The organism is Pseudomonas brassicacearum (genome assembly GCF_003732175.1).
Taxonomy (GTDB): Bacteria; Pseudomonadota; Gammaproteobacteria; order Pseudomonadales; family Pseudomonadaceae; genus Aquipseudomonas; species Aquipseudomonas brassicacearum_G.
This window is the reverse complement of sequence record NZ_MOBI01000005.1, coordinates 96,478-110,280: the sequence shown is the minus strand read 5'-3', so window position 1 is coordinate 110,280 and position 13,803 is coordinate 96,478. Positions and strand designations below refer to the sequence as shown.

Genomic DNA, 13,803 nt, shown 5'->3' with positions numbered 1-13,803 from the left:
GTTTTGAATATATTTTGCATATAGTTAGATTGTTGTGGAATAAGCTGCCAAGAATAGCGAAAGGGGATCTATGTGTGACAGTGTTCCTGCTGCACGACCTTTTTACCGGCATCTCCCATAAGAATGGCCCACGCTCACTATCAGGCCGCGCAGGCCTCGTCGAACATCAGGAACCCGGAGGGTTCAGTTTCATTCGGGTCTCACCTGTTTCGCCTCCATTCCCTTCTGCCCCCTCCCTGCCACGAAAGTCACTGCCTGGCCCTCTTTAAGACTTACAGAACCTTGGCTCTCTATATCCTTAAAGTGCACGAAAAGGTCATTACCTCCATCTTGCGGTGTGATGAACCCAAAGCCCTTATTATCGTTGAACCATTTGACCGTACCGGTTTGTCTGTTACTCATTTTGATGCTTCCCATGTGCTCAATAACCAAAGGGGAGTGAGCAACTGTTTGCCTGCTCACTCCCCGTTCCCGTTGTTACGAAACACAGCGTGGGACCATCATGGAGGGGTGCCAACTGTCATATCTGACAGTTGTTTATACGAATTAGAGATCAATGTTTCATTTGGCCGAATCGAGGGGAATAAAGCCTGGAAGACGACGGACTCATTGGAATGGTCTACGGCCAGATCAAAAGATCGCAGCCTTCGGCAGCTCCTACGCCATACCCTGTGGGAGCTGCCGAAGGCTGCGATCTTTTGATCTGGCTTACAACCCCGCCAACGCCCCCTGATACAACACCGGCCCTGTCGGCTGCCCAGTCGGCGAACCGCCTTCAGGCTCAAGGCTGACTGCCAGCGCTATCGGTTTACCGAGCAGCGCATGCTGTTTCTCGCTCAACGCGACCCGGCCTTTGCCGCCGGCCGGGATTACGCCCAGGGAAATCGGTTTGCCATCGGCTGGAACCGCCCACAATTCGAGACTGTGTCCGGGGGCTACGGCGGCCAGGGCCAGCGGTTCGACTTGCAGGTAATCTTGGTGGGCCTTGATTCGCAAGGCAGGCTGCGCGCTGGCGCTGAGCAAGGTGGCGCTGTATTGGCTGCTGTCGCGGTTGTAGAGAATGCCCAGCGTCACTGCCACCAGCAGCGAGCAGACCGCCACTGTCACGCGCAACCAGTTCCAGAAAGGACGTTTGGCGGGCACGTGCAGTTCCTGCGGCTCGATTCGCGCATTGATGGCGGTCCACACCCGGTTGGGCACGGGCACTTCGACCAAGGGGTCGTTGAGGCTGGCCAGGCTTTCTTGCCACTTGGCCAGTTCAACGCGCAGTTCGGAGTCGTCCAGCAGTAGCTGTTCGAAGCGGCGGCGCGCGGCGGCGGGCATCAGGCCAATCGCGTAGTCGGCGGCGAGGGCACGGCGCAGGCTTCTGGATTGATAGTTCATGATTCAAGGCACCTGCGCAGGCGCTCCATGCCACGGCGAATCCAGGACTTGACCGAGCCCAAGGGTGCCGCCAGATGATCGGCCAGTTCAGAGCAGGACAAGCCCTGAAAGTAGGCCACGGTGATCGATTGACGTTGCATGCCTTCAAGGGTCTCCAGGCAGCGCTTCAGCGCGCTGGCTTCACGGTCGCTGCTGAGTAATTCCTGGGCCGAGGGAGCTTCGTCGACCAACGCCTGTTCTTCCAGTTCGCTGAGGCGGCGGTCGCGGTGTTTGCGTAACTGGTCGATGGCCTGGTTGCGGGTGATGTTGATCATCCAGGTCATCGGCGCCGACAAATGCGCCTGGTAGCGCGAGGCGTTGTTCCAGATGCGCACGAAGCTTTCCTGCAGCACTTCTTCGGCCAGGTCGCTGCGCCCCATGAAGCGCAGCGCTACACCATGCAGGCGCGGTGCAACGCTGCGGTAGAGCGTCTCGAAGGCACGGCGGTCGCCCAGTGAACATTGGGCGAGCAGCTGTCTGAGCGGTTCGGCGTCGGTGGTGGAAATGACTGTTCTCCGGTGAATGTCAGTCGGCATGCGGCGCCGGTTGCAGGCTGAGGTTAGTTCACAGCGCGGTGTTGTTCCATTCACGGCGACAGCCCTCAAGGCAACGCCGGCCCTGAAGCACAGGGCCGGCGTCAGCGCTTAGCTTTTCGGCATCAGCACTTTGTCGATGACTTGAATCACGCCGTTGGATTGGTACACGTCATAGGTCGTGATGTCGGCGGTGGCGCCTTTTTCGTCCTTGAGGGTGATGTTGTGCGGGCCGTTCATCGTCACCCACAGCTTGCCACCGCTGACGGTGGTGAGTTCGGCTTTACCGCCGCCGGCCTTGATCTGCTGGGCCAACGTCGCCATGTCGAGTTTGCCCGCGACCACGTGGTAGGTAAGGATGTGGCTCAGCGTGGCTTTGTTCGCGGGTTTGAGCAGGGTATCGACGGTGCCGGCGGGCAGGGCGGCGAACGCCGAGTTGACCGGTGCGAACACGGTGAACGGGCCTTTACCCTTGAGGGTATCGACCAGGCCGGCGGCTTTCACCGCGGCGACCAGAGTGGTGTGATCCGCCGAGTTTACCGCGTTATCGATGATGTCCTTGCCCGGCATCATGGCTTGTCCGCCGACCATTACAGAGTCGTGGCTCATGTCTGCCGCGTGCACGCTGTTAAGGGTCAAACCGCAGGTCACGGCCAGGCTCAGCAGGCTGGCGATCAGCGGGGTTTTAATCGTAGTGCGCTTCATGGTGATTGTCCTTGGTGAGGAATCGGCCAGGAATGTCTGTCCGTGCTTGATATACGCAGTGGGTCAGAGATCGGATGCAGCGCAGGAAAATTGTTTTTCGGCTAGATTTCACGCAAACCGGTGCGGCGCACAATGGCCGGGAGCAATTAATCTCGCGACCAGTTAAACGGCTGGTTTCCACCACCTGATCGCAGGTGGTTTTCAGGGTTCAGGAGTTGGTTTCGATGAAGATTTCCCGCGGTTTTGCTTTGGTTTCGCTCATGACGCTGGCGACCAGCCCGGTCTTCGCCGCAGGCTTCAGCCTGAACGATGTGGCCGGTGCCGTGTCCGGTATGCAGGGCAGCGACAAGACGGCTGCCGCCGCACCGACCCCGCAGGCAGCAGGCTTGTTGAGTGCGCTGAGTTCGCTGAACGTCACGCCGGAGCAGGCAATTGGTGGCACGGGAGCCATGTTGGGGCTGGCGAAGAATCAGTTGGGCGCGGCCGATTATTCCCAGTTGACCAATAAAGTGCCGGGTCTTGATCAGCTGTCGGGCAGCAATGCATTGGGCAGCCTGGGGGGCTTGAGCGGTTTGCTCAGTGGTTCGCCTGGTAAGTCGGCAGGCCTGGACAGCGCCTTGGACAACGTCAAGAACACCAGTGACCTGAACAACGCCTTCACCGCGTTGGGCATGGACAGCGGCATGATCGGCCAGTTTGCCCCGCTCCTGCTGCAATACCTCGGTCAGCAGGGCGTTGGCGGTTCGCTACTCAACAGCCTCGGCGGGATCTGGGGCGCCGGCGGCTGATTCAACCCGCTCGGCGCGCAAGGCGTCGATGCGTGAGTCCTTCTCGGTCCAGGTTGACCCAGTTCTGGACGCTCTGGCGAAACGCCGGATCGTTGCAGTGCAAAAAAGGCTGGCGTGGCCACGGAACAATGCCTGACCCGTTCCGGTCAAACCTCCAGTTTTCCGCCCGCATTCGGGTGGCTTTCAGGGTTCAGGAGTTCGTTTCGATGAAGATTTCACGCGGTTTTGCTTTGGCTTCGCTCATGACCCTGGCGACCAGCCCGGTCTTCGCTGCCGGCTTCAGCCTGAACGATGTGGCGGGTGCCGTTTCCGGCATGCAGGGTGGCGACAATACGGCTGCTGCAGCACCGACTTCACAAACAGCCGGCTTGCTGAGCGCGCTGAGTGCGCTGGACGTGACCCCGGAACAGGCCATCGGTGGCACGGGTGCCATGCTGGGTCTGGCGAAGAACCAGTTGAGCTCGACCGACTATTCACAGTTGACCAAAGACGCGCCGGGGCTGGGGATGCTGTCGGGTAACGGTGGTCTGGGTATGCTTGGCGGACTGCTCGGTGGCTCGTCCGGCAAGTCGTCGCCTCTGGACAGCGCCTTGGGCAACCTGGACAACGTGAAGAACACCAATGACCTGAACAGTGCCTTCAGCGCGCTGGGCATGGACGGCGGCATGATCGGCCAGTTTGCCCCGATCCTGCTGGAATACCTCGGTCAGCAGGGTGTTGGCGGTTCGCTACTCAATAGCCTCGGCGGGATCTGGGGCGCCGGCGGCTGATTCAACCCGCTCGGCGCGCAAGGCGTCGATGCGTGAGTCCTTCTCGGTCCAGAGCTGGTTGACCCAGTTCTGGACGCTCTGGCGAAACACCGGATCGTTTTCGTAATCACCCTGCCACAACGTCGGATCCAGCTCGCGGGTCTTGATGTCGATGATCACCCTTGGCACCGCGCCACTGATCAGATCCCAGAAACCCGGAATCTTTTCCTGTGGATACACCACGGTCACATCGAGCACCGCATCCAGCTGTTCACCCAGCGCCGCCAATACAAACGCCACGCCGCCCGCCTTGGGCTTGAGCAAATGCTTGAAGGGCGATTGCTGTTCGGTGCGTTTGACCGGGGTGAAGCGAGTGCCTTCCAGATAATTGACCACGCTCACCGGTTGGCACTTGAACAGCTCGCAGGCGGTTTTGGTGATCTCCAAATCCTTGCCGTGCAACTCCGGGTGCCGGGCCAGAAAGGCTTTGCTGTAGCGCTTCATGAACGGGTAATCCAGCGCCCACCAGGCCAGGCCCAGAAACGGCACCCAGATCAGCTCTTTCTTCAGGAAGAACTTGAAGAACGGCGTGCGCCGGTTGAGGGTCTGGATCAGCGCCGGGATGTCGACCCAGGACAGGTGATTGCTGATCACCAGATACGAGGTGTCGACCCGCAGGCCTTCGCCGCCGCGAATGTCCCATTGTGTGGGGATGCACAGCGAGAAAATCAGCTTGTCGATTTCGGCCCAGGTTTCGGCAATCCACATCACCGCCGCACTGGCATCATCACGAAAGCGCCCGGGCAGGAGTAGTTTGAGCAGGGCAAACACCATCAACGGGCCGAACAGGACCAGGGTGTTGAGTAACAGCAGCAAGGTGACGAAACAGCCGATGAGCAGGCGGCGCATAAATAACTCTTGGAAGCGTTTGGGCGCGCAATGATAAGCAGCTTCGGCCCAGAGGCCAAATCCGGGTGGCTGACGAATGTTTCACTTTTGTCTGGGTATGCTCGAACGATCATTACAACTGCGGTCTAAAATCCCGTCGTCCTACTCCCAGGGAATCTATTACGTGAAATCCATCCTCGCATTGTTAGCCCTTGTGGCCCTGCCAGTCATGGCAGCCGAGCCGACCCTTTATGGTCGTTACGAATACATCAAGCTGCCGGAAATCGGTGGCCAGGTCCTCAAGGCCAAAATGGATACCGGCGCGCTGACGGCTTCCCTGTCGGCCAAGGACATCGAAACCTTCACCCGCGATGGCCAAGATTGGGTGCGCTTCCGTCTGGGTACCAAGGATGCGAGCAACAAGGTTTTCGAACACAAAGTCTTGCGGATCAGCAAAATCAAAAGCCGCGCCGACGAGGAAGATGAAAAGGACACGGCGGACGTCGCCAAGCGTCCGGTCGTCGAACTGGAACTGTGCCTGGGCAGCATCAAGCGCACGGTCGAGGTCAACCTGACCGACCGCAGCAGTTTCAATTACCCGCTGTTGATCGGTGCCAAGGCATTACGTGAGTTTGGTGCAGCGGTGAACCCGGCCAGACGCTTTGTCGCGGATAAGCCTGACTGCTGATTGACGCCGAATCAGCCTTGGGGCACCGTTCGCCCACTTAATTGCCGGGCTTGGATGCCATGCCTCATATCCTGATTGTCGAAGACGAAGCGGCAATTGCCGATACGCTGATTTTTGCCTTGCAGGGCGAAGGCTTCACCACCACGTGGTTGAGCCTCGGCGCGGCGGCGCTCGAGCATCAGTGCATGACACCTGCAGACTTGATCATTCTGGATATCGGCCTTCCGGATATCAGCGGCTTCGAGACCTGCAAGCAGTTGCGGCGCTTCAGCGAAGTGCCGGTGATGTTCCTCAGTGCCCGCGACGGCGAGATCGATCGGGTCGTGGGGCTGGAGATCGGCGCCGACGATTACGTAGTCAAGCCATTCAGCCCTCGGGAAGTGGCGGCGCGAGTCCGGGCGATTCTCAAGCGCATGGCGCCGCGCGCGGTGAACGAGTCGTCGAGCGCAGTGTTCCAGGTCGACATCGATCGCGTGCAGATCAGCTATCGCGGTCAACCCCTGAGCCTGACTCGCCACGAATTTCGTTTGCTGCAGTGTTTGCTGGAGCAACCCGAGCGGGTCTTCAGCCGCGAGCAATTGCTCGATGCGCTGGGGGTTGCCGCCGATGCGGGTTATGAGCGCAGCATCGACAGCCACATCAAAAGCCTGCGCGCCAAGTTGCGTCTGGTGGCTGCCAGTGCGGAGCCGATCCAGACTCACCGTGGCCTCGGTTACAGCTACAGCCCGGGGAATAGCTGATGCCGTTGGGAATCCGGATTTTCCTGGTCTATGTACTGTTCATCGGCCTGACCGGTTACTTCGTGCTCAACACGGTGATGGAGGAAATCCGCCCAGGCGTTCGACAGTCCACCGAAGAAACGCTGGTAGACACGGCCAATCTGATGGCCGAAATCCTGCGTGATGACTTCAAGGCTGGCACTCTCAATCAGAATCGCTGGCCCGAGTTGCTCAAGGCTTACGGCGAGCGGCAGCCAGCGGCGACAATCTGGGGGTTGCCAAAAAATTCGGTCAACCACCGTATCTACGTCACGGATGCCAAGGGCATCGTGGTGCTGGACTCCAGCGGTGTAGCAGTGGGCCAGGAATATTCGCGCTGGAACGATGTGTACCTGACCTTGCGCGGCGAATACGGCGCACGTTCGACCCGCAGCATCGCTGACGATGCCACTTCTTCGGTGATGCACGTTGGCGCACCGATCCGCGATAACGGGCAGATCATCGGCGTGGTCACCGTGGCCAAGCCCAACAGCTCATTGCAGCCTTACGTCGACCGCACCGAACGTCGATTGCTTTGGTACGGCGCCGGGTTGATCGGCCTCGGCTTGTTGTTCGGTGCGGTGTTGTCTTGGTGGCTGAGTGTCGCATTACGGCAGTTGACCGCTTACGCCCAAGCGGTCAGCGAAGGTCGACGGGCCGAGCTGCCGCACTATCGCGGCGCAGAGCTGGAGCAACTGGCCACGGCGGTGGAGCGCATGCGCACGCAACTGGAAGGCAAGGCTTACGTCGAACGATATGTGCATACCCTGACCCATGAACTGAAGAGTCCATTGGCGGCGATTCGCGGTGCTGCCGAGTTGCTGCAAGGCGAGATGCCGGCAACACAACAACAGCGCTTTGTCCGCAATATCGACAGCGAAAGTGCGCGGATGCAGCAGTTGATCGAGCGCTTGCTGAACCTGGCGCAGGTCGAACAGCGTCAAGGGCTGGAAGAGCGTGTGCCGGTGCCGTTGGCAGCATTGGTCGATGAGTTGCTCAGCGGTCAGCATGCGCGCATCGAGCGCAAGCAGTTGAAGATCGAGAAGCAGATTTCAACGGATCTGGATGTGCTGGGCGAGCCGTTCTTACTGCGTCAGGCGCTGGGCAATCTGCTGGAGAACGCTCTGGATTTCTCCCCGTCCCACGGCGTCTTGCGCTTCACCGCCGAACGGCATGCCGAGCAGGTCGAATTCAAACTGTTCAATCAGGCCGAACCGATTCCGGATTACGCCCTGGGGCGTTTGAGCGAACGCTTCTATTCATTGCCACGCCCGGACAGTGGACGTAAAAGTACCGGCCTTGGGCTTAACTTCGTTGAAGAAGTAGTCAAGTTGCATGGGGGTGAATTGCATGTCGGCAATGTGCCGGGCGGCGTCGAGGTGACGTTGCGTCTGCCCAGATGATCGTTCCCACGCTCTGCGTGGTAACGCCTCTAGGGACGCTCCGCGTCCAGTGACGCAGAGCGTCACGGGCTGCATTCCCACGCAGAGCGTGGGAATGATCAGTCAGTAGGGCTTTTCTCCACACACTCTCCACATTTCCCCCATAAAACCCTCACACCCAGCTTCCAGACTCTCCCTCATTCGAACAGGGAGAGAGCCCATGAACCGCAGCTTGGCCATAAAACTTGGGGCAATTGCCCTTCTGATTGTGCTGTTGATGATCCCGTTGCTGATGATCAGCGGGGTGATTTTTGACCGCCAGCAACTGCGCAACGGTGTCCTTGAGGACATCGCCCGTAGTTCCAGCTACAGCCAGCAATTGAGCGGGCCGCTGATGGTGGTGCCGTATCGCAAGGTGGTCAGGACCTGGAAAACCAACGAAAAAACCAGCGAGCGTTATCAGGAAACGACTCAGGAACGAGGGCGACTGTATTTCCTTCCTGAACGTTTCGAACTCGATGGTCAGGTTCAAACCGAACTGCGCGCCCGTGGCATTTACGAGGCGCGGCTGTTTCACGCGGATAACCGGATCAGCGGGCACTTCTCTATCCCGGAGCACTTGGGCATCAAGGAGGACTTTTCCGACTACCAGTTCGACCAGCCGTTCCTGACCGTGGGCATCAGCGATATTCGTGGCATCGAAAACGCCTTGAAGCTTGAACTCGATGGCCAAAGCCTGGACTTTGTTCCGGGTACGCAAGTGGACTGGCTGGGCGAGGGCGTGCACGCCAGGCTGCCGGTGCTGGATGCGAACAAAGCCACAGAACTGGCCTTCGGTTTTGACCTGCGTCTGCAAGGCACCGGTCAGTTGCAGATCACCCCGGTGGGTAAAACCAGCAAAGTCAGTTTGAAAGCCAACTGGCCGCATCCGAGCTTTATCGGCAACTACCTGCCGGCCCAGCGTGAGATAAGTGCTGAAGGTTTCAGCGCTAGTTGGCAGACCTCGTTCTTTTCCACCAATCTGGAAGAGGCACTCAATAGCTGCTTGTCCCATTCCAGCTGTGAAGAGTTCAAAAGCCGCAGTTTCGGCGTCAGCTTCATCGACCCGGTGGATCAGTACCTCAAAAGCGATCGGGCGATCAAATACGCGCTGCTGTTTATCGTGCTGACCTTTGCCGGGTTCTTTCTCTTCGAAGTGCTGAAAAGCCTCGCGGTACACCCGGTTCAATACGCCTTGGTGGGCGTGGCGCTGGCGTTCTTCTACCTGCTGTTGTTGTCACTCTCCGAGCACATCGGCTTTGCCCTGGCGTATCTGCTGTCGGCCGGTGCCTGCGTGTTGTTGATCGGTTTCTATGTTTGCCATGTGCTGCGCAGTGCGCGCCACGGGTTGAGTTTTTCGGCGGGATTGGCGGCGCTCTACGGTTTGCTTTACGGCTTGTTGAGTGCCGAGGATTACGCGCTGTTGATGGGCTCGCTGCTGTTGTTCGGCTTGCTGGGCGTGTTTATGGTGCTGACCCGTAAACTCGACTGGTACGGGATTGGCCAGGGCAGGATCGCCAAGCCAGAGGTGGTGTATGAGTAGGTCGCTGGGGTTGCGCGAGGATCAGCAGTTGGGTGAGGTGCTGGCGACGCTGATTGCCGGGCTGTTTCCTAGGGAGCGTAAAAGATCGCAGCCTGCGGCAGTTCCTACGTCGGATGCGGTCACCTGTAGGAGCTGGCGAAGCCTGCGATCTTTCGAGCGTTTTTAACGTGGGTTAAACCTTCGGCACGGTCGCGAGCATCGACGGCCGCTGGCTGACTTCTGCATACCAGGCGCTGAGTTTCGGGTGGGCGTCACGCCAGTTGAGATCGGGGTGACGCAAATCCAGATAACCCAAGGCGCACGCAACGCTGATGGCCGCGACGTCGAAATGGCTGGTCAGCTCGGCGATGGCGTCGGCTTCCAGCACCGTCAACGCACGGCGGATCTTGTCGCGCTGGGCGTCGAGCCATTGGTCCCAGTGTTTCTCCGGGGCGCGCAGGGCGAGTTCGTAACGGATCAGCACCGCGGCGTCCATGATCCCGTCGGCCAGCGCGGCCAGGGTCAGGCGCCGCCAGCGTGCCGTGCCTTCGCGAGGGATCAGGGGGTTGCCGACATGTTGCTGATCGAGGTAATCGAGGATCACCCGGCTGTCGTAGAACACGTTACCGTCGTCCAGGCGCAGCGCCGGGATCTTGCCCAGCGGGTTGTCCTGGTTCAACGCGGCGTCGGGGCTGACCGGGGTCAGTTGGCTGTGTTGCAACGCCACGCGGTCCAGTTGACCGGTTTCATGCAGCAGCACCATCACTTTGCGCACGTAAGGCGAAGCAGGGTTGTGGAACAAGGTCATGCTGGGGGCGGACATGGATATTCCTCGGCTGTATTCAGGGAGCATGGGGCAGAGGTCTAGCCTAGTAAGTTCCGGTGCGGCTGGCGAGGGGTTTGACGGTGTGCTGACGCCAGACCAGACGCTGAACACCTAGAAGGAATGGCTTTGCTGCCGACGTTTCCATTGGCTCAATCGCTGTTGCAGATTCAGTGGGCTGTGAATCTGCTGCATTCGCGCGCGGTTGAACAGGATCAATACCAATTCAGCCGTGGCCATGGCGTCGGCGCTGGCGTTATGGCGCTCGAAGACTTGCAGTTTGAACCAGTTGATCCAGTCGTCCAGCCCGGCTTCGCGGATGTTCGCCTGTGGGCACAGCAGCGGCGCCATATCGGCCACATCAAGGAAAGGATGCTGCAAGCGATAACCCAGGCTGTCCTTCAAGGCGCGACCGAGCATGTGCTGGTCGAATGGCGCATGAAACGCCAGCAACGGACTGTCACCGACAAACTCCATGAAATCCAGCAACGCGTCCCGCGGATCGCTGCCAGCGGCAATCGCGCTTGGGCCCAAACCATGAAGCAATACGCTAGGTCCAAGTTTATGGTCGCTGCGCTGCAAGGTTCGCTCGAACTGCTGACTGAAATCGATCGCGCCGTCTTCGATCACCACGGCACCGATCGACAGCACCACGTCCTTGTTCAGGTTCAGCCCGGTGGTTTCCAGATCGACCACCACCCAGCGTTGTTCGCGCAGGCTGCATTCGCCCAGCGTCGGGGCGCTTGGCAGTTGGTCCAGGCGTTGTTGCTGCGCAACGGTCAATATCGGCCCGGCGGGGCGCAGCCAGGAAAACAGCTTCATAGCTGATACCGCAGGGTCAGGCTGCTTTGCAGGCGTTGAGCCTGGCGCAGGGACTCACGCAGGATTCGCCGGTCCAGATGATTCAAGCTGTCGGGATCGACCCGATTGGAATAGGGCAAGTTCTCACGGGTCTGTCGCTGATGCTGCTGCATGCGGGTTTGCTGGATGAAGTGATAGGCCTCTTCATAGGCCGCACCGTCCAGCGGGTCGATGACTTCTTTGGCCACCAGTTGACGAAAGCGCTCCAGGGTATTGTTGACCCCAATGCCATGGGCCAGCGCCAATAGCCGGGCACCGTCGACAAACGGGGTCAGCCCTTGGACTTTCAGGTCGAGAGTGGCTTTTTCACCGTTCTTTTTCTCCAGCACGAACTCGCGGAAACGCCCGACAGGCGGTCGTTGGCGCAGGGCGTTCATGGCCAACATGCGCTGGAACAGCCGATTGTCTGCCACCTGATCGAGAATCGCGCGGCGCAATTGCTCGCAGCCTTGCTCATCGCCCCAGACCACCCGCAGGTCGAAGTAAATACTTGACCCGAGCAAATTCTCGGGCGTTGCTTCGCGGATAAATGCCGCGAAACGCCGCGCCCATTCGGCACGGGACAAACACAGCTGCGGGTTGCCAGCCATGATATTGCCCTTGCACAGCGTAAAGCCGCAGAGCGCCAGGCTCTGATTGATCTGCTGGGCGATCGGCAACAGCTTGCTACGAATCTCGGCCGCCTGCACTGCATCGCGAGCTTCGAAGAGAATGCCGTTGTCCTGATCGGTGTACAGCGTTTGCTCGCGGCGGCCTTCGCTGCCGAAACACAACCAGCTGAACGGTATGCCAGGGTCGCCTTTATCGGCCAGCGTCAGCTCGATGACCCGGCAGACGGTGTGATCGTTGAGCAAGGTGATGATGTGGGTGATTTGGGTCGAGGACGCGCCGTGGGCGAGCATGCGCTCGACCAGTTGGCCGATTTCGCCGCGCATCGCCACCAGGTTTTCCACTCGTGGTGCGCTGCGAATAGTGCGTGCCAAGTGCACCAGATCGACGCGCTGCAGGGAAAACAGGTCGCGCTCAGAGACCACGCCGCACAAGCGTTGGTCCTTGACCAGGCAGACGTGAGCGATGTGCCGCTCGGTCATGGCAATGGCCGCATCGAACGCGCTGTGGTCCGGCGTCAGGAAGAACGGCGCGTGGATCATGTGCCGGTCGATGGGCTGATTGAAATCATGGGTGCCATCGGCGACCACCTGACGCAAGTCGCGCAGGGTGAAAATTCCCAGCGGGGCTTTCTGCTCATCGACCACCACGATGCTGCCGACCTGCTGCTCGTGCATCAGGGTCACGGCTTCGCGCAGTGGGGTCACAGGGCTACAGGTCACGGGATGGCGCATGGCCAATTCGCCGAGACGGGTATTGAGCGAATACTGGGTGCCGAGGGTTTCCACGGCTTTTTGCTGGACCTGCTGATTGACCTGATCGAGCAGACTGCTGACGCCGCGTAGGGCAAAGTCGCGAAACGGGCTGGAAAGGGCGAACAGCTTGATGAAGGCCTGCTTGTTCAGCTGTAGGCAAAAGGTGTCTTCGGCGGCCAGGTGTTCGGTACGGGTCGCACGCTCACCCAGCAGTGCGGCGAGGGGGAAACACTCGCCGGTGGTGATCTCGAAGGTGGTTTCGGTGCCACCCTTGGCCGTGTGCGGCCGTTCGCCGACCACCCGACCTTGTTTGACGATGTAAAAATGCTCAACCGGTCCGTCCGCGGGCTTGATGATGCTGTCGCCCGGGCCGTAGAAGCGCAGTTGGCATTGTTCGACCAGGTAGGCCAGGTGCGCGTGTTCCATCTGGTTGAACGGCGGGAAACGCTGAAGGAACTGCAAGGTGCCCTGGATGTTCTGCAGCACCGCTGTTTTCCCTGCCTGGGTGAAGGCATCCGCTTTACTCATAACCATTACCGCAGTCTTTTTCGATTTGTTGTTGTCGGAGTCACTGCCATGGTCGGCCCCTGCGCGAAGAGTGCCCATTGGACGTAAGTCTAGGTAGCGATGCAGGAAGCGAAATTTCGGAAATACCCTACGCTATTAATGCGCTAAACCGCTGGTTAGCCCACTTGGAAAACTATTCGGCGAAGCGCACATTTAAGTTCTGCTTAGCGATGTCCGACTATGGTGCTAGGGGATTAATCTGAATATGTAGAGAGATTTATGTCCGACCACGATATTTTGAGCGATGCAGAGCGTGAAGCGTTGAGTGCAGTCATGCACGAACCGGACTTGCCAGCGCAACGTGTGCTGATCGTCGATGACGACAAGGATACGCGCGAGTTGCTTTCGGAAATTCTTGCGCTTGATGGCATCCGTAGCGTGACGGCAGCCAGTGGCGAAAGCGCACTCAAACTGTTGGAGTCGAACAAGTCCATCGGATTGCTCATCACCGATTTGCGGATGCGTCACATCGATGGTCTGGAACTGGTTCGTGAAGTGCGTGAGTCGGAACGGGCAGCATTGCCGATCATCATCGTTTCCGGTGACGCCAGAGCCCGGGATGTCATCGATGCCATGCACTTGAACGTGGTGGATTTCCTGCTCAAGCCCATCGATAGCAAAGAGCTGCTGGCATTGGTCAAGCATCAGCTGGGGATGGACGTGTGAGTCTGTTTCAAATGAAAAAGCCCTGATCTCTCGATCAGGGCTTTTTCA

At 59.0% G+C, this 13,803-nt stretch carries 15 protein-coding genes; 7 read left to right on the top strand and 8 right to left on the bottom strand.

Features of this window, described 5'->3' with window-relative positions:
* Window positions 1-189: 189 nt before the first annotated feature.
* From BK658_RS04525 to BK658_RS04510, 4 genes are all read right to left on the bottom strand, one after another.
* Window positions 190-402: a cold-shock protein gene (locus BK658_RS04525; RefSeq protein WP_123581396.1), complete on the bottom strand. Its 213-nt coding sequence runs from the start codon at window positions 400-402 to the stop codon at window positions 190-192.
* 306 nt (window positions 403-708) lie between these two features.
* Window positions 709-1,383 (bottom strand): anti-sigma factor, encoded by a 675-nt coding sequence (locus tag BK658_RS04520; RefSeq protein WP_123581240.1) that lies wholly within the window; start codon window positions 1,381-1,383, stop codon window positions 709-711.
* On the bottom strand, window positions 1,380-2,012 hold the full coding sequence (locus tag BK658_RS04515; protein WP_123581239.1) for a sigma-70 family RNA polymerase sigma factor: 633 nt from the start codon (window positions 2,010-2,012) through the stop codon (window positions 1,380-1,382). The genes BK658_RS04520 and BK658_RS04515 overlap by 4 nt, the downstream gene beginning before the upstream one ends.
* Window positions 2,013-2,066: 54 nt before the next feature.
* Window positions 2,067-2,660: a fasciclin domain-containing protein gene (locus BK658_RS04510; protein WP_123581238.1), complete on the bottom strand. Its 594-nt coding sequence runs from the start codon at window positions 2,658-2,660 to the stop codon at window positions 2,067-2,069.
* Between the two features lie 224 nt (window positions 2,661-2,884).
* Between BK658_RS04510 and BK658_RS04505 the strand changes: the two genes are divergently transcribed.
* Window positions 2,885-3,448 (top strand): DUF2780 domain-containing protein, encoded by a 564-nt coding sequence (locus tag BK658_RS04505; protein ID WP_123581237.1) that lies wholly within the window; start codon window positions 2,885-2,887, stop codon window positions 3,446-3,448.
* A 206-nt stretch (window positions 3,449-3,654) separates the two neighbouring features.
* A complete protein-coding gene (locus BK658_RS04500; RefSeq protein WP_123581236.1) occupies window positions 3,655-4,218 on the top strand; it encodes a DUF2780 domain-containing protein in 564 nt (187 codons plus the stop codon).
* Here BK658_RS04500 and BK658_RS04495 read toward each other — a convergent pair.
* Window positions 4,177-5,106, bottom strand: a complete 930-nt coding sequence (locus tag BK658_RS04495; protein WP_123581235.1) for an acyltransferase — start codon at window positions 5,104-5,106, stop codon at window positions 4,177-4,179. The genes BK658_RS04500 and BK658_RS04495 overlap by 42 nt on opposite strands.
* Before the next feature lie 163 nt (window positions 5,107-5,269).
* On the opposite strand from BK658_RS04495, the gene rloA2 reads away from it, so the two are divergent.
* From rloA2 to creD, 4 genes are all read left to right on the top strand, one after another.
* Window positions 5,270-5,773, top strand: a complete 504-nt coding sequence (gene rloA2, locus BK658_RS04490; RefSeq protein ID WP_123581234.1) for a retropepsin-like aspartic peptidase RloA2 — start codon at window positions 5,270-5,272, stop codon at window positions 5,771-5,773.
* A 59-nt stretch (window positions 5,774-5,832) separates the two neighbouring features.
* On the top strand, window positions 5,833-6,513 hold the full coding sequence (gene creB / locus BK658_RS04485) for a two-component system response regulator CreB (protein WP_123581233.1): 681 nt from the start codon (window positions 5,833-5,835) through the stop codon (window positions 6,511-6,513).
* On the top strand, window positions 6,513-7,934 hold the full coding sequence (gene creC, locus BK658_RS04480) for a two-component system sensor histidine kinase CreC (RefSeq protein ID WP_123581232.1): 1,422 nt from the start codon (window positions 6,513-6,515) through the stop codon (window positions 7,932-7,934). Before creB ends, creC begins: the two co-directional genes overlap by 1 nt.
* Before the next feature lie 199 nt (window positions 7,935-8,133).
* Window positions 8,134-9,495 (top strand): cell envelope integrity protein CreD, encoded by a 1,362-nt coding sequence (gene creD, locus BK658_RS04475; RefSeq protein WP_123581231.1) that lies wholly within the window; start codon window positions 8,134-8,136, stop codon window positions 9,493-9,495.
* Between the two features lie 172 nt (window positions 9,496-9,667).
* On the opposite strand, the gene BK658_RS04465 is transcribed toward creD, so the two are convergent.
* From BK658_RS04465 to BK658_RS04455, 3 genes are all read right to left on the bottom strand, one after another.
* Complete coding sequence (locus BK658_RS04465; protein WP_123581230.1) at window positions 9,668-10,297, bottom strand: glutathione S-transferase; 630 nt, start codon at window positions 10,295-10,297, stop codon at window positions 9,668-9,670.
* 114 nt (window positions 10,298-10,411) lie between these two features.
* The gene (locus BK658_RS04460; RefSeq protein ID WP_123581229.1) at window positions 10,412-11,119 is read right to left on the bottom strand and encodes a 3'-5' exonuclease; all 708 of its coding nucleotides are present in this window, start codon (window positions 11,117-11,119) and stop codon (window positions 10,412-10,414) included.
* Entirely contained in the window at window positions 11,116-13,056 is a 1,941-nt protein-coding gene (locus BK658_RS04455; RefSeq protein WP_123581395.1) for a putative nucleotidyltransferase substrate binding domain-containing protein, read from the bottom strand. The genes BK658_RS04460 and BK658_RS04455 overlap by 4 nt, the downstream gene beginning before the upstream one ends.
* 252 nt (window positions 13,057-13,308) lie before the next feature.
* On the opposite strand from BK658_RS04455, the gene BK658_RS04450 reads away from it, so the two are divergent.
* A complete protein-coding gene (locus tag BK658_RS04450; RefSeq protein WP_123581228.1) occupies window positions 13,309-13,755 on the top strand; it encodes a response regulator in 447 nt (148 codons plus the stop codon).
* Window positions 13,756-13,803 lie beyond the last annotated feature (48 nt).

What these genes read in the sequence shown, in the direction of transcription:
- BK658_RS04505 (WP_123581237.1), top strand. Translation starts at nt 2,885, where the DNA reads ATGAAGATTTCCCGCGGTTTTGCTTTGGTTTCGCTCATGACGCTGGCG.
- creB (WP_123581233.1), top strand. Translation starts at nt 5,833, where the DNA reads ATGCCTCATATCCTGATTGTCGAAGACGAAGCGGCAATTGCCGATACG.
- BK658_RS04495 (WP_123581235.1), bottom strand. Translation starts at nt 5,106, where the DNA reads ATGCGCCGCCTGCTCATCGGCTGTTTCGTCACCTTGCTGCTGTTACTC.
- BK658_RS04455 (WP_123581395.1), bottom strand. Translation starts at nt 13,056, where the DNA reads ATGGTTATGAGTAAAGCGGATGCCTTCACCCAGGCAGGGAAAACAGCG.
- creD (WP_123581231.1), top strand. Translation starts at nt 8,134, where the DNA reads ATGAACCGCAGCTTGGCCATAAAACTTGGGGCAATTGCCCTTCTGATT.
- BK658_RS04460 (WP_123581229.1), bottom strand. Translation starts at nt 11,119, where the DNA reads ATGAAGCTGTTTTCCTGGCTGCGCCCCGCCGGGCCGATATTGACCGTT.
- BK658_RS04525 (WP_123581396.1), bottom strand. Translation starts at nt 402, where the DNA reads ATGAGTAACAGACAAACCGGTACGGTCAAATGGTTCAACGATAATAAG.
- BK658_RS04500 (WP_123581236.1), top strand. Translation starts at nt 3,655, where the DNA reads ATGAAGATTTCACGCGGTTTTGCTTTGGCTTCGCTCATGACCCTGGCG.
- BK658_RS04520 (WP_123581240.1), bottom strand. Translation starts at nt 1,383, where the DNA reads ATGAACTATCAATCCAGAAGCCTGCGCCGTGCCCTCGCCGCCGACTAC.
- BK658_RS04510 (WP_123581238.1), bottom strand. Translation starts at nt 2,660, where the DNA reads ATGAAGCGCACTACGATTAAAACCCCGCTGATCGCCAGCCTGCTGAGC.
- BK658_RS04450 (WP_123581228.1), top strand. Translation starts at nt 13,309, where the DNA reads ATGTCCGACCACGATATTTTGAGCGATGCAGAGCGTGAAGCGTTGAGT.
- BK658_RS04465 (WP_123581230.1), bottom strand. Translation starts at nt 10,297, where the DNA reads ATGTCCGCCCCCAGCATGACCTTGTTCCACAACCCTGCTTCGCCTTAC.
- creC (WP_123581232.1), top strand. Translation starts at nt 6,513, where the DNA reads ATGCCGTTGGGAATCCGGATTTTCCTGGTCTATGTACTGTTCATCGGC.